Genomic DNA, 14,449 nt, shown 5'->3' with positions numbered 1-14,449 from the left:
GAACCCCATGCCTGAGAAAAAAAGAACCACCACCACAAAGTCTTCATCCACTCGCAAAAAATCTCCTTCACAAAAACCCACTCCCGCCCCCAAACCACAATCTGAAAACCAGAAGAAACGCTGGATCGCGTTAGGAGCCCTTGCTCTTCTCCTTCTTCTTGGGCCTCTTGTGTGGATAGGGCTCTCCGGGGGAAGCAAAGCCAAACAACTCGACAAATACCTTGCCCTTGCGCAGGAATACGCCAACAATGAAGCCTATGATAGAGCCCTTGATTACCTTGACAAGGCCTTTGAAATAGACCCAAACGATCCCCGTATCAAAGATTTGAGAGATGCTATCATCCGTGCCCAGAAAAACAAAGAAAAACTCAAAGAAGAAGAACTTGCCAACATCCTCAAAAAAAGTAACCAGCCCACCGTTGTTGTCCAGCAAACACCCCCTGTAGAAAAAGAAACCAAAGTAGAGAAAAAAGAAAAACCTCAAGTCGAACAGGTCTCTTCCAAAGAAAGCGCCGCCGAACAATACAAAAAATACATGGAAAACGGCAAAAAATACCTCGCCAACAACTACTTTGATGAAGCCATCAAGGAGTTTGAAAAAGCCAGAAAAATCGAAAACACCCCGGAAGTGGATGCCTATGAGTCCGTGGCCTACTATGGCAAAAAGGACACAGGCAAAGCCCAGAGCCTTGCTCAGAGTGCGATTCAGAAGGATCCGCGGCAGGGACCAGCCCACTACACCATGGGGAAACTCCTCTACGACAAGGATCTCTCCGACGAAGCCCTGGCTTCCTTCAAAAAAGCCGTCGAAGGGGACTATGAGAATGCCGACATGTACTACTCCATGGGAGTTATCTACTACATGAAAAAACTCTACAACGACGCCAGAACCGCCTTTCAAAAGGCTATTTCCCTTGATCCCAGGCATGCCAAGGCCTACTATAACCTCGGACTCACCTATGTAGCCCTCAACGACAACAATAACGCCCTCAAAGCCTTTGACCAGAACCTCCAGCTTGAACCGAACAACGCCAAAACCATGGTCAACGTGGGTACCATCTACTACAACGCCAAGCAATTCTCTCAGGCAGAAAAATTCTTTGCCCGTGCAGTGGAAATAGAACCATCCAACGACCGTGCCCTCATCAAACTCGGAAACACCTACGAAGAACTCAAACAGTACACCCGGGCTCTCACCGCCTATCAAAAGGCCTACCAGGCAAACCCCAAAAACTACCTCTCTTCTTTCAACTACGCCCGTATGCTCGCCTATACAGAAAGATACGCCGAAGCCCTCAAGTATTATGCTGAATCCATCCAGCAAAAGAATGATTATGCCCCCGCGTACTACAACATGGCAAACGCCTACTTCCAGATCAAAGAATACGCCAAAGCGGAAGAAAACTACCAGAAAGCCATCCAGCTTGACAAGTACGATCCCGAACCATACTTAGGGCTTGGCACCATGTATCTCACTCGCCAGGACTATGAAAAGGCCCTCTCAGCGTTCAAAAAGGCCGCCGATCTCCAGCCACGAAGCTTTATCGCGTACAAAGGCATTGGTGATGCCTATGCCAAGGCAGAAATCTACGAAGACGCCATTACCGCTTACAAAAAAGCCCTCGAAATCAACCCCACCGATGTCGATGTCCTTGAGAGTTTGGGCGACATCTACACCCGAACCAAAGACTATACCAGCGCCGCCTCTTCTTATGAAAAGTACATCAAACTCTCCCAGCGAAATGCCGATGTCTATCTCAAACTCGCCGAAAGCTACCTCCAGATCAAAGACAACGAAAAAGCCAAAGCCACCCTTTTAGAGATAAAGAATAGATTTCCAACATACAAAAATATGTCGAAGGTTGACTATTATTTGAGTCAACTGTAAAATATAAAGGGTGATTTTTAGAAAGGAGCGGGTATGACGTGGGATCTGATTATTATCGTCTTATTGATTGTGGGCGTTGGCTTTCTGACTTTTCTGTATGTGATGAACACGCTGGTAGCACCCCATCGTTTAGACTCCATCAAAACCCTCATCGACAACCAGAAGTATGAACAGGCCATCAATGCCCTCAATGCCATTCTCAAAAAAGACGACCGAAATCCCCTCGCCCATCTCTATTTAGCCGAAGCTTGCTATCTTTCAGGTAACTTTGAAATGGCCCTGATTGAATACAAACAGGCCCTCTCTTCAGGAAAGTTTGCCAATACCGCCACAGAAAAGAGTATCCATCGACGATTGGCTGATATCTATCTTCGTTTCAACCAGTTAGAAGAAGCCCAGAAGGAATATCTTGTCCTCTCGCAAATGGAACCACAAAATGCCGAATACCTTTTTCAGATTGGAAACATCTTTTACCAGCGTGGGATGAAAGAACATGCCTTCAGTTATCTCGATAGAGCCATCAAATCAGGCAAAGCCTCTCCTCAGATCTACTTCATCATGGGAAAGATTCTCTACGAGATGAACAAAGCCGCAGAAGCCCTCAACTATTTCACCAACTGTGTCAAACTCGAACCAAAAAACATGGAAGCCCACTACTACATAGGCATGATTCTCAAATCCATGAATAGTTATGGCAAGGCTGTTCAGGAGTTTGATGTCGCTGAACAGGCCAAGGACAATCAACTCAAGGTCAAGGCTATCTTTCAGAAAGGTCTCTGCAAAATGGAAGTCGGAGACAACGAAGGGGCCAAAGCCGATTTTGAGCGCGCCCTGAAATACTCAAACGAAGAGAATAACGTCACCATCGCCATTCGTTATACCCTCGGCCTCATTTATGAGAGAGAAAGACGACTGGTAGAAGCCGTCGAACAATGGGAAAAGGTGGCCCAGCTTCGACCTAATTTTCAGGATGTTCAGACCAAACTCGCCCTCTATGAAGATCTGCGCGTTGATGATAGACTCAAAGACCTCCTGACGGCCACGCCAACCACCTTTGAGATTATCGCTCAAAATATGCTCAAGGCTATTGGCTACGAACCCCTCGAAGTCAAAGCCCTCGATGGGGATAATCTTGAGATCGTCTGCATAGAGAAGTCTGTAAAATGGCGAAATGTCCGCGGGGGAAGGGTTCTTGTCATCTTCTCAAGAGACAATGAAGATGTCCCAGAAGATCTTGTCGCCAAACTCACTGAAAAGATGAAAAACCTCCATGCCACCCGTGGCGTATACATCACCACGGGGAAATTCACACCACAAGCTCTCCGCTACGCAGAGAATAGACCCCTTGATCTCTATGACAGACAAAAGCTCACCGATATCCTGAAAAAGAGTGGGTACTAATCATGCGCATTGTTTTTGGTTTATTCCTTGCCCTTTCTCTCTTTTTTGCCCTGTATGATCTTTTCTTGGGCAATATCTTTGGCGACCCAGTTCACCCCGCTCTGATTTCCTTTCTCGTCTTCGCAATAGGATTCCTTTTCTTTCTCTCCTTCTGGAAATCTTCCTCATCAAAAAAAGACAAAACCTCAAAGTAACCCCCTCTTCTCCAAAAAGATTTGACCAAGACTATAACCGTGATGATTTACCCAAGACAGAACTTCTTGTTTTTTCTTGTGTCAGATTCTTTGGCCAAAGAAAACTTCTCCCGGTGCTTTTCTTTTCCAGGATGGAAGCCTCTTCTTCATCTGAAAAATATCCCGGTATCTTTTTGCTTTTCTAACTTTTGGGAGCATGGCTCATCACCATACTCCCAAAAGATTTTCTCTTTCTTCTTATTTTCTCTCATCCGCCTGAAGCCAGAGACTTTCCACCGCAAAGAGAGGATTTCCGTTAGGGCTAACAAAAGCCTTCTCCACCAAGAGAACCAGTTTCTCCGGTGGATTTTCAACTCGATATTCCAAAAGCCATTCTCCCCTCTGATTCCGATAGAGCGGAAAACCCTTCCTCTCCTGTTTCTGGAAAAGCGACTTTTTCACCTTGGGCTTTATGGTCTTACCTCCAACCTCCAAAGCTAAATTCTGCGGCACAAAATACAGAAGTTCCGCCTCTCTATTCACAAAAATAACCCGCAGGGTCACCTGATCCCTTCGAGAGAATCCATAAAAACCGACATAGTACCGCCCATCCATCAGGATAGTATAATCTCCCACAACAAAAAATGGCTGAGAAGAGATAGATTCCTCTTTATGCTCTTCGTGGTCATCATGTTCATCCTGAATAATCCACCCTTTTGTCTCAAGATGTTGTCTCTGCACCGACTCAAAATTCTCAGGAACTTCAAGTTTATAATGCCTCAGAATAGGTTTTCGCGTCTTCTGGTAGCGTTGAAGTTCTCCCTCAGCCGCACGCACAGAAATCAGAAGTGCGGTTTGTCCGAGAAGTCCACCAATATTCAGGGTATATTCCTCCGGGAGAGTATCGCCGGCCAGTCCATAAAGCTGATAAAAAGCCGGATCATTGATAAGTCTCCATTTTGTCCGAATAGTGGCCGTTTGCCCCTTCGACAGAAGAAAACGACTCAAAAAGGTTTTTTCTACAGGAATACTCTGAGCCCCCGAAGGCGCCATGAGATCGATCGTATTCCCCATCAGGCTTGTTTCCTGAGAGACAAGCGCCGTCATTTTCAGATGAAGAACCGCCTCTTCTTTAGCAGGAGAAACGATCACTTTGGCCTGATAGTCATGCGTGTCTGTACGAAGACGTCCTTCATACACCACCTGCTGACTACAACCAAGAAAGGTCGAAAAAACCACCATAAGAACTACAGTTCTTTTCATATAGGGACCTCCTTTTCTTTACCAGTATACCACACCTTCTAAAAAACCGCAAGGAAAAAGAAAAAGGCTGCCCGGTTCCCCGGACAGCCTGAGGATAGAGCCTTCTTTACAGTCCATCCACCGAGTACACAGCGTATCCACGAGGAGCGGCCCAGACCTCAACCCAACCGTTGGCATCGCAGTACTTGTTCTGAGGCTGATAGTTCTGCCCGCTCACTGTCGAAGACCACGCATAGGCCTTGAGGGTCTTGCCCTTGAGGTAGCTATTGCCTGTCTGGACCCATGCACCCTTCCACTGAGTGGGATGGTCATTGATGATCACAATATATCCTGGGCTTGAGGTGGAATATCCCTTGCTTCCGTAGATGATGAAGTCCCCGTCGTTACTCTTGAGGATCTCAATCTGAGGACCACCACCACCGAGTTTCTCACGTACCCATACAAGCTGTTTGATACCATTTCCCCAACCCGAACCAGCACCACCGCCAGTGGCAAGGCCATAGTTATAGTAGTCCTTCCACCAGATACATGGATATCCCTGATAGGTGAGGATAAAGGCATAAGCCATCATCTTGTCACTGGTAATCTCATCGGTATCATGGTTACCTACAAAGGTCACGGCACGCCATGGATTCTTCGCAGCAAAGCTCTTGCTATAGTCAAACACATTGGGGAGATATCCGCCACCAGAGGTATTGTTACAAATATCTCTCAGAGTATAGTAAAGAGCAAAGTCAAACACAGAGGAGTTGGCTGCATTAGCCCACCAGTCAAGGGTGGAGGTATTGGCATCCCAGTACTCACCCACGCTGAAGGTAGGAGACGAAGCCGCATTCATATCCTTGACCACCCATGGGCCAAAACCCTTTACATAGTCATACCTCCAGCTATCAAATCCTGCATTCGCACTATTTTTGAGCCAGTTTAACCATGCCTTGAAATCATTGTAGGCTGGACCAGAATGGTGACACACATCAGGAAAACCAGCAAAAGACCCTTCATCATAACTATGATAGCCATTAGGGTGAAAGGCATCATAATGCCATTTTGCCATACCACTTTTGACATTACTAAAATCTGTCCAGGTATTCCCACCTGTATAGGGGTTGTACTCGCTTCCACCACCTGAACGATGGTTGAGCACAATATCAGCCATACAGGAGATACCATACTTCTTGAACTCCGCAATGGCCGCTTTGAGCTCTGCTTGAGAACCAAACCGTGTTTCTGTTGTTCCATCCTGATAGTATTGCCCCAGGTCATAGTAGTCATGAGGGTCATACCCCATGGAATACCCGCCTCCCTGGGCTTTGGAAGCAGGAGGAAACCAGATACGATTGATACCATAACCGCCAGCCATATAGCGCAGCTCATACGCCTTGCTCTTCATGGTATCCCACCATGTGCCACCTGCGGGAACATCCCAGTAGAAGCCCTGCATCATCACACCAGCAAACATTGAGCCTCCCACCAGAAGCCCCACCATCAGAAACCAGAAACGCTTCATACAGACCTCCTTTTTGTATAAAAGTCTTTGCTTTAATATTTGCAAAAATCGTGCCAAAATAAAATGAAAGCCGTTTCATTCTCTAACCATATATTTTACATAAAAATATGAAAAAATAAGAAAATTTGAATGCAATCGATTTCATAGACAATATGCATATTTTTGCCCATACAAAAAGTGCAAAAAGCATTTTCTCTTCTTCTGCTCGACTTTATTTCTGCAAACAAGTGCCGATAAAAAAAAGGTGAAAAAAGTCTTTGTCTTTTTTCTGCTGGCAAGTTCGCTTTATGGGGGAAGCGAACGATTTTACGATCTGGTTGTCTCCAACGCCCTTTCTCTTCAGGGAAGGTATAGCTTTCCCGCAAGAGATGGGAAACGCTTCACTTCCGATTGTATTGGTTTTGTGCGATATGTTTATTATCTCTCTGGTATTGATCTCGTAGAAGTATATGGCAACGGAAGAGGCGGGGTAAGCTCTCTCTATGATGGCCTTCTCAAAAGACGCTTTGTCTATACCAATATCCTGCCCGTATCAAAAGGGGATCTGATCTTTTTTGACAATACCTATGATGTGAATCGAAACGGAAGGTGGGACGATCCCCTTTCCCATGTCGCCATCGTCATCGATGTGGACAAGCACGGGACCATCACCTATATTCACCATAGCCCAAGAAAAGGGGTAGGACTAGACTATCTCAACCTTCGCTATCCTCAGACCTATGCCTTTCGTATGAAAGATGGCTCTCTCAAGGTTATCAACTCCTATCTCAGAATAAATCGTGGTGAAAATCTCTCCCGGGAAAATTATATCTCTTCCACATTTTTCAGAGCCTTTGCCCACATCCCGGTCAAAGAAGTAGAATAAGGAAAAAACCATGACTTTTTCAATCCTTCTCTGGATAACCCTTGGTATCCTTTCGCTTATTCTTGCCTGGCAGGATTTTACTTCCCGTTATATTTCCCTTCCCCTTTCCCTTGCCATGGGTGGCATACTCATGGTTCTCTCTTTTCTCACAACCTCACCTCTCTCTTTCTGGTGGGTGGAAAAAATCGGGGGTGGGCTTCTCCCGGCTACAGTTCTTCTCGCCGGGGCTCTCCGGAAAAAGGCCGGGTGGGGAGATGTTCTTGTCGCTTTTTTCTACGGGTGGTACGTTGGCATTTTTCACCTCGGATGGTGGCTTCTCTTTTCCCTTGTACCTGCCTGGATACAGGTGGGAATAAAAGTTCTCGAAAAAGAAACAAACCCTCGCATCCCCTTTGTTACCTGGATGAGTGTAGGATTCTGGTTGTGGTTGGGAAGCTTCTCTCTTGAACTTTTGCCCTTTTCTGGGACCTTTTAACGAATATGCCCATCTCCGTATACAAGCCACTTCTCTGTGGTCAGGCTCTCAAGTCCCATTGGACCACGGGCGTGGAGCTTTTGAGTAGAGATACCAATCTCTGCTCCAAGACCGAACTCCCCTCCATCCGTAAAACGGGTAGAGGCATTGGCATACACCGCGGCGGAATCCACCTCAGAGAGAAATTTCTGGATGGCGCCGTAACTCTCACTGACAATCGCATCAGAATGATGAGAACCGTAGGTGTTGATATGAGAGATGGCCTCCTCTAAAGAAGCCACCACCTTCGCCGAAATCACATAATCAAGGTATTCCGTATACCAGTCCTCTTCGGTCGCTGCCTGAAGGTCAGGAAAATCCTGACGAATAACCTCATCGGCAATAACCTTGACTCCATTCTCTAAGAGAGCCTGAATCATCTCTTTCCGATAGGGATAATCCCTGTGAAGAAGAAGTGTCTCCGCTGCATTACAGACCGAAGGTCGCTGACATTTGGCATTGATCACAATAGCCTCAGCCTTTGATCTCTCTGCCGACGCATCCACATACACGTGACAGACACCCTTATCATGTTTGATCACAGGGATCTTAGATTTTTCTGTCACCGAGCGAATGAGCGACTCACCTCCACGGGGAATGACCAGATCAATGAGTCCAGAAAGCTGAAGCATCTCATCTACCACCTCATGTTCCACCCGATCGATGTACTGCACCGCAAAAACAGGAAAATCCGCCTCCCGCAAACCCTCATGAATGGCCTCCATAATCGCTAAATTGGAGTGAAGGGCTTCTCTCCCCCCTCGCAGGATAGCGACATTCCCCGATTTAAGACAAAGGGCGGCGGCATCCGCCGTAACATTAGGGCGGGCCTCATAAATCATCGCAATCACCCCAATAGGAACACGCACCCTCTCAATCCGAAGACCATTGGGACGTTTGGTGATATAGTTTCCACTCCCCACAGGATCAGGCAAGGCCACAATCTCCTCAATACCTTTTGCCATAGCCTCAATCCTCGCCTCTGTGAGAAGAAGCCTATCCCGCAAAGCCTTTGATTTACCCGTCTGGTCAAACGCTTCGATGTCTCTTGCATTGGCGGCAAGAATATGGGACGCCTTTTGTCGAAGATGGTTGGCGATGGCCTTCAGGGCCTTGTTTTTCTGTTCTGTGCTGGCTATCCCAACCCGATAAAAAACCTCTCTTGCCTGCTTCGCAATACCAAGAATATAGTCTTTCATAAAACTCTCCTGTGCGAAAAGAGTAAAGGTATTATAGCACAAAGACTCAAATTTAGCAAAACCTCTCCAAAAAAGAAAAAGCCACCCGGTTCTGGGTGGCTCTGCTCCCCCGGTAGGGCTCGAACCTACGGCCCGCTGGTTAACAGCCAGCTGCTCTGCCTGCTGAGCTACAGGGGAGTGCTCTTGTGCTTATTATTATAGCACAATTCTTGGAAAAAATCAAGTAGAAAAGGGATGTTGTACGGAGAAAAGTTCTCCCTCACGCTTTTTTCTCTCTTGTGAGCCGGTGAACAACTATCTCCCAGGATTCTTTTTCCATAAGAAGGGGCAAATCCTCATCCTTGGTGAAAATCACATACTGCCAGCCATACCTCTTCTGAAACTTTTGCAAAAGCCTGAGAGCCACTCGTTTTCTTTCTTCATCAAGAGAAGCAAACGGTTCATCAAAGACAAATACCCCAGGAGTTTTGGGATTCTCCCACATCCTCTGTCCCAAAAAAAGCCTGAGAGCAAGATAGAAGAGATCCTGTGTTCCCCGCGAGAGAAACTTCACAGGTCTCTTTTCTCCAAGGGCATCAGAAAAGAGAATCCCTTCTCTCTCAAAACTCTTGAGCTGAATATCCTGAAACGCTGGATAGATATCCCCAAATTCCTCTTTCACCTGTGAAGACAAAAGCTCAAAAACAGAAGCCTGCTCCATTTCCATTTCCTCAAAAAGGGAAACCAGTCTCTCACAGGCCATTTTTTCTTTTTCGAGACGCTCTCTTTTCTCTTCAAGTTGCTTTTCCTCCTGTTTCAAACGGGCATATTTATGCATATTTTCTTCTAACCTCTGGAGAGTGGCAAACCATTCCACCTCTTTTCTTGAGTTTTCCTCAATCTTGCTTCGAAGTATTTCTATATCCCTCTCTATTTGAGAAAGCTTCTTCTTGAGTTCTTCCCGTTTCTCTTTGAGTACACTCGCTTCTTTATCAAGTGGCATAGATAACATTGAAAGCCTTGATCTCAATTTTCTGGCATTTTCCTCAAGAGAAAGCGTCCGGTCCAGCGCATCAAAAGACTCAAGCCCCTTCTGAAGTCCCTGAAGTTCGGCCTCTTTGGCCTTTTTTTCGGAGAGAAGATCCCGTGCCACCGCTATGGAAGCCACGTGGTGAGAAACAAGAAAATCTTCCTCCCTTTTCTTTATAGCCTTTTCTTCTCTGGCAAGGTGATCTTTTTCTTCTTCTATCTTTCGCTTTTGTTCAGCTAACATATTCTCCCGTCTTGCCATCTCCGCTACAAAGGCCTCCCAGCTTGCCGGACGCAGAGAAAGAAACCCCAGTCTCTGGGCCTCAGCATAGAGAGAGTTCATTTCCTGTCTGAGAGAGTCTTCTTCCCTTCGCATCCCCAAAAGAATCCCCACCACAAGAGAAAGCCCGGAAAACACAAGCCCAAAAAGCCCGCCACCCAACCAGAGATACCACGGAACCGATGGGAAAAGGACCATCCCTGCAAGACATCCAGCTGAGATGACCGCAAGACTCACGCCTGCTATCTTCCAGACGAGCGCTTTCTGTTTTGTCTTCCGATAGGCTTCATCGGTCTTTTCTCTTTGACTTTGGAGAGAACTCATCCGAAACCGAAGCCCCTCAAAACTGCTTTGAAAGCGAGTGATCTCCTCTTCCTGAGATTTCACTCTCTCTTTCCACTCACGAACCTGACCTATCTTGTGCTCTATCTCCGTAATCTCCTTCTCATTCAGGGCTGCATACCGGCGAGAGAGTTCCTCTTTCTTCTCCACATACCCCTCATACTGGGTAAGCCATTGAGTTAAACGAACAGCCTCAAGAGATTTTTCTATTTCTTCCATCTCTAACCGGCATTTCTCCCTCTGTTTTCGCAAAACCTCTTCCTGGTGTTTGCAGGTATGAAGCTCCCCCTGGACCTTTTGAAAATCTTCCAAAACCTTTTGATAGTTCCTTGCCTCATTCTCCAGACCCCTCAATTCATCCTCTGCCTTTATAATAGCCTGAGAAAGCCCCTCTATCTGCTTGGGATACGCTTCATTTTTTTTCGAAGCCGCCAGTTCTTGAAACCGCTTCGTAAGGGCGGTGATATCATAGCCACCAAAGAGAAGCCGAGAACGCATCTCTGAAACCCAGTTTTTGTTGGCTTCAAAGGCTATTTCACTCTGGCCAGTTCTCACCGCAAAAAAATTGAAAAACTGATTGTAGTCCAGTGCAACCATCTCTTCAAGTTCCATTTCAGGAAGGGGGGCTTTTTTCTCGTTTTGTTTATAACGGTTCTGAATCTCCTCCCATACCCCGCCTCTTCCTTTTTGACAGAGACCTAAGGCAATGGCATCAAAAAGCGTGGTTTTCCCGGACTCATTGGGACCAACAAAAAGTGTAGTTTTTCCAAACTCAAAGGAGGCATGACGAAATTTCCCAAAAGAGGTGAGTTTCATCCGTTTGATCACCCTTTTTTCCCTCCCTGTTTTAGAAACTCTTTGACAAACATCTCACGGGCTAAAAGCCAGATGGTTTTTTCTTCCTCGACGCTCATTTCATAGCGTTTTTGCCACTTGGTCAAGAAGACCTGCCAGATGGGGTGGTTGGCTAATGTCGAGGAAAGAAAAAGCCCTTCCTCATCAAAAGTGAGTTCCGCTAATGTCGCGTATTTTTTTCGAAATCTCTCTTTGATGGCCTCTTTCTGGGTATCACTCTGAACTACCCCATAGAGATCAAGATGAAGCCATGTATGAGAAGCAAACTCCTGTGTGCCTCTTTCCTCCACCTGGTCATAAAACACAAAAACCTCTTTTTCTTGAAAAACCCTCCCCTCGGGCAAAACCTCAAAACGTTCAGTATGCCCCTCGGTATCATAGACAAGATAGCCATGATCTCCTTCCTCCCCCTTTCTCCAGACCCGCGCTGAACCTATGGTCCGATAGACACCTTCCTCCTTACGCTGGTGAATATGCCCCATAAATACCCTTTCACACTGAAACATCTTCGCAAAGGCTTTGGGAACAACCTCAGCCTCCTCCGACATCTGAGGAATCCAGGAAGCAAGTCCTGCATGAACCACCGCTATTCTTCTCTTCTCAGGTGGAGGAAAATGAGCAAGAAGCCTGCTGGGAGAAAAACGCTCTCCCTCTTCTTCGGTACGCGCAAGGGGAAAAGGATAGGCCAAAATCTCCACATCCTCTTCTACATAAAGATCCGGCACAAGGCATACCTCAACCTTCTCCCCAAAGTGCATATCAGAAAGTTCATACAATTGGGTGCCTGTTGAAGGGTTGGTGAGGTCATGGTTACCCGCCACCCAGAGAACACGGGAGATTTTTGTTTTCTCAAGGGTACGAGAAAACCACCCCCGAAGCTCGTGGGCATCATCAATACTCTCGAAAAGATCCCCGCCTATCACCACAAGAGGAATAGCCTCCGCCTCAACACGAGACAGAAAGGCCTCCCACACCTTCTGGGTCCAGGGAAGAGAAGCAGAAATATGAATATCAGAAATAATGGCTATTTTCATGCCGCCTATTATACGAAAAAAAAACAAAAATTTCCACTTCTTTCTCTTCTCAAGCAAACCGTTTTTTGGCCGATACACAAAAGGGGAAAAAGGAGGAACCTATGGTCAGGTCGATTTTCACCGGCGCATCCGGGATGATGGTCACGATGGAAGAAATGAACACCGTGGCAAATAATCTCGCCAATGTCAACACCGATGGCTACAAGAGAGAAACCAGTGTCACCAAAGCCTTTCCCGAAATGCTCATTCGCCGCATCAATGACGATGGGGTGGTCAAATTCCCCTTGGGAAGCTATGACCTTGCCCCAGTGGTAGGCAAATTAGGCACAGGGGTTGAGTTCAACGAAAGTTATATCCGTTTTGAACAGGGAAGCCTCCTCGAAACCGAAAATGACTTTGATCTTGCCCTCGAAGGAGACGGCTTTTTTACCGTCATGACAGAACAGGGAGAACGCTATACAAGAAACGGAAACTTTAATATCTCAGTAGATGGTTACCTTGTGGATAAACATGGTAACCGTGTCATGGGAGAAAAAGGCTTCATCCGTATTGCAAGAAACAACTTCAAGATTGACCAGGAAGGCAACGTCTATGTGAACCTTGATTATTCCCCTGAGGATTTTGTGGACAAAGCGGGCAACGAATGGAAAAACATGACGCTTATTGATAGGCTCAAAATTGTGGACTTTCCTGAGAGACGATACCTTGCCAAAGAGGGGTATACCTGGTACAGGGAGACCGACTTTTCGGGACCAGCGACCATCGTCCCTGAGAACAAACGCCCCAAGGTAATTCAAGGGGCACTTGAAAAATCCAATGTTGATCCCGTGGTGGAAATGGTACGTATGATTGAAATCAACCGTCTCTATGAAGCGAACCAGAAAAGCATCCAGACAGCCGATGAAACCTTGGCCAAAGCCGTCGGCCAGGTAGGACGCGGCTTGGCTTAGTCCTCCTAACACTTCTTCTCCGCCTGGGCCTTGAGAAGTTCCTCACGAGCCATAGCCTCAACCGCCTCATGGGCCATATTGATCTTGTCCCGTTCAATGATCTCGCGACGCATCAGTTCTTCCACAATCTCATGGGCTTTGTTAATCATGTCCTTTTCTTTCATTTCACTTTGCATGAGTTCGTTAACCACATCATACGCCTGAATGATCTTCTCTTCCTCAATCAGGGCCTTGCGACTCAGTTCGTTCACAATCTCAAAAGCGTTAATAATCTTGTCCCTCTCGGCAAGTTCCTTCCGGGCCAATTCCTCAACAATCTCATGCGCCTTGTTCATCTGGTCTTCATCAATCAGCTGCTTGCGGAAAAGTTCTTCAACCGCCTCATGGGCCTCATTGATCTTGTCCCTATCCTTGAGCTCCTGCTGGATGAGGTTTTCAAGATTCTCATAGGCCGTGATTGTTTTGTCCGCATCAAGCCTCTCCCGACGGGCAAGTTCCTCCACCATCTCATAGGCCTTGATAATCTTGAACAAGTCCACCATCTGGCGCCTTTTCAGCTCATCAATAATCTCATACGCCCGAAGGATCCTGTCATCTTCTACCTTTTCCTTGCGATAGAGTTCCTCTATCTTTTCATAGGCATCGAGAAGTTTGAGATAATCTGAAAGTCCCACCTGATCCTTCACCTGGGTTTTGAGAGAGGCTATCTCCTGTCGAGCCATTCCTTCTACAATCTCATGGGCCTTGTTGATCTGTTCCTGCTGAATGAGTTCCTGTCTGGCAAGTTCCTCTACTATTTCATGGGCGCGAATTTCCATCCTGGCCTCAATGAGTTCCCTTGTGGAAAGATCCACCGCCTTCTGATAGGCATCAATAATGGCGTCCCTCTCCTTTTTTTCCTGATTGGCCAACTCAACCGTGGATTCCATAGCCCTGACTACTTTGTTCTGTTCAAGCTGTTCCTTGCGAGAAAGGTTTTCTACAATCTCATGGGCCTCAAGAAGCTGATCCCTCTCTATAAGTTCCTGACGGGTGAGAGAAGAAACCTTCTCATACATCTCAATAATCTTTTGATACTCTTCAACTTTCTTCTTCAATGCCTCATTTTCTGCCCTGAGCCTCTCCAGTTCATCTTTTTTGTTGCCAAGCATGACGCCCTCCTTGGAACTT

The 14,449-nt window shown here is 46.5% G+C and carries 11 protein-coding genes and 1 tRNA gene; 5 read left to right on the top strand and 7 right to left on the bottom strand.

All coding sequences use genetic code 11. The features are described from left to right. Positions 1-7: 7 nt before the first annotated feature. Positions 8-1,888 carry a tetratricopeptide repeat protein gene (locus tag BREVNS_RS05720; protein WP_483426064.1) on the top strand — a complete coding sequence of 627 codons (1,881 nt, stop codon included), beginning with the start codon at positions 8-10 and terminating at the stop codon, positions 1,886-1,888. Between the two features lie 33 nt (positions 1,889-1,921). Further along, on the top strand, positions 1,922-3,289 hold the full coding sequence (locus BREVNS_RS05715; RefSeq protein WP_483426063.1) for a tetratricopeptide repeat protein: 1,368 nt from the start codon (positions 1,922-1,924) through the stop codon (positions 3,287-3,289). A 431-nt stretch (positions 3,290-3,720) separates the two neighbouring features. Here BREVNS_RS05715 and BREVNS_RS05710 read toward each other — a convergent pair whose 3' ends face one another. Both BREVNS_RS05710 and BREVNS_RS05705 read right to left on the bottom strand, forming a co-directional pair. Further along, positions 3,721-4,725, bottom strand: a complete 1,005-nt coding sequence (locus BREVNS_RS05710; RefSeq protein WP_483426062.1) for a hypothetical protein — start codon at positions 4,723-4,725, stop codon at positions 3,721-3,723. A 106-nt stretch (positions 4,726-4,831) separates the two neighbouring features. Then, on the bottom strand, positions 4,832-6,232 hold the full coding sequence (locus tag BREVNS_RS05705; RefSeq protein WP_483426061.1) for an alpha-amylase domain-containing protein: 1,401 nt from the start codon (positions 6,230-6,232) through the stop codon (positions 4,832-4,834). A 244-nt stretch (positions 6,233-6,476) separates the two neighbouring features. Here BREVNS_RS05705 and BREVNS_RS05700 point away from each other — a divergent pair, with 244 nt between their 5' ends. Together BREVNS_RS05700 and BREVNS_RS05695 are read left to right on the top strand one after the other, a co-directional pair. Beyond that, entirely contained in the window at positions 6,477-7,097 is a 621-nt protein-coding gene (locus BREVNS_RS05700) for an NlpC/P60 family protein (RefSeq protein WP_483426060.1), read from the top strand. A 10-nt stretch (positions 7,098-7,107) separates the two neighbouring features. Further along, positions 7,108-7,572 carry an A24 family peptidase gene (locus BREVNS_RS05695; RefSeq protein WP_483426059.1) on the top strand — a complete coding sequence of 155 codons (465 nt, stop codon included), beginning with the start codon at positions 7,108-7,110 and terminating at the stop codon, positions 7,570-7,572. Here the strand turns inward: BREVNS_RS05695 and BREVNS_RS05690 are convergent. The 4 genes from BREVNS_RS05690 to BREVNS_RS05675 all read right to left on the bottom strand — a co-directional run bounded on the left by BREVNS_RS05690 (position 7,569) and on the right by BREVNS_RS05675 (position 12,329). Further along, positions 7,569-8,810, bottom strand: coding sequence for a glutamate-5-semialdehyde dehydrogenase (locus BREVNS_RS05690; RefSeq protein WP_483426058.1), 1,242 nt, complete (start codon positions 8,808-8,810; stop codon positions 7,569-7,571). The genes BREVNS_RS05695 and BREVNS_RS05690 overlap by 4 nt on opposite strands. A gap of 104 nt (positions 8,811-8,914) precedes the next feature. Next, positions 8,915-8,987, bottom strand: a tRNA-Asn gene (locus BREVNS_RS05685). Between the two features lie 82 nt (positions 8,988-9,069). Continuing rightward, positions 9,070-11,268 (bottom strand): ATP-binding protein, encoded by a 2,199-nt coding sequence (locus BREVNS_RS05680; protein WP_483426057.1) that lies wholly within the window; start codon positions 11,266-11,268, stop codon positions 9,070-9,072. Continuing rightward, a complete protein-coding gene (locus BREVNS_RS05675) occupies positions 11,265-12,329 on the bottom strand; it encodes a metallophosphoesterase family protein (protein WP_483426056.1) in 1,065 nt (354 codons plus the stop codon). Before BREVNS_RS05675 ends, BREVNS_RS05680 begins: the two co-directional genes overlap by 4 nt. Before the next feature lie 101 nt (positions 12,330-12,430). Here BREVNS_RS05675 and flgF point away from each other — a divergent pair, with 101 nt between their 5' ends. After that, the gene (flgF, locus tag BREVNS_RS05670) at positions 12,431-13,279 is read left to right on the top strand and encodes a flagellar basal-body rod protein FlgF (RefSeq protein ID WP_483426055.1); all 849 of its coding nucleotides are present in this window, start codon (positions 12,431-12,433) and stop codon (positions 13,277-13,279) included. A gap of 5 nt (positions 13,280-13,284) precedes the next feature. On the opposite strand, the gene BREVNS_RS05665 is transcribed toward flgF, so the two are convergent. Next, the gene (locus BREVNS_RS05665) at positions 13,285-14,430 is read right to left on the bottom strand and encodes a hypothetical protein (RefSeq protein ID WP_483426054.1); all 1,146 of its coding nucleotides are present in this window, start codon (positions 14,428-14,430) and stop codon (positions 13,285-13,287) included. Between the last annotated feature and the right edge of the window lie 19 nt (positions 14,431-14,449).

The organism is Longinema margulisiae, assembly GCF_025266855.1.
Classification (GTDB): Bacteria; Spirochaetota; Brevinematia; order Brevinematales; family Thermospiraceae; genus Thermospira.
This window is presented reverse-complemented; position numbering and strand designations above follow the sequence as displayed.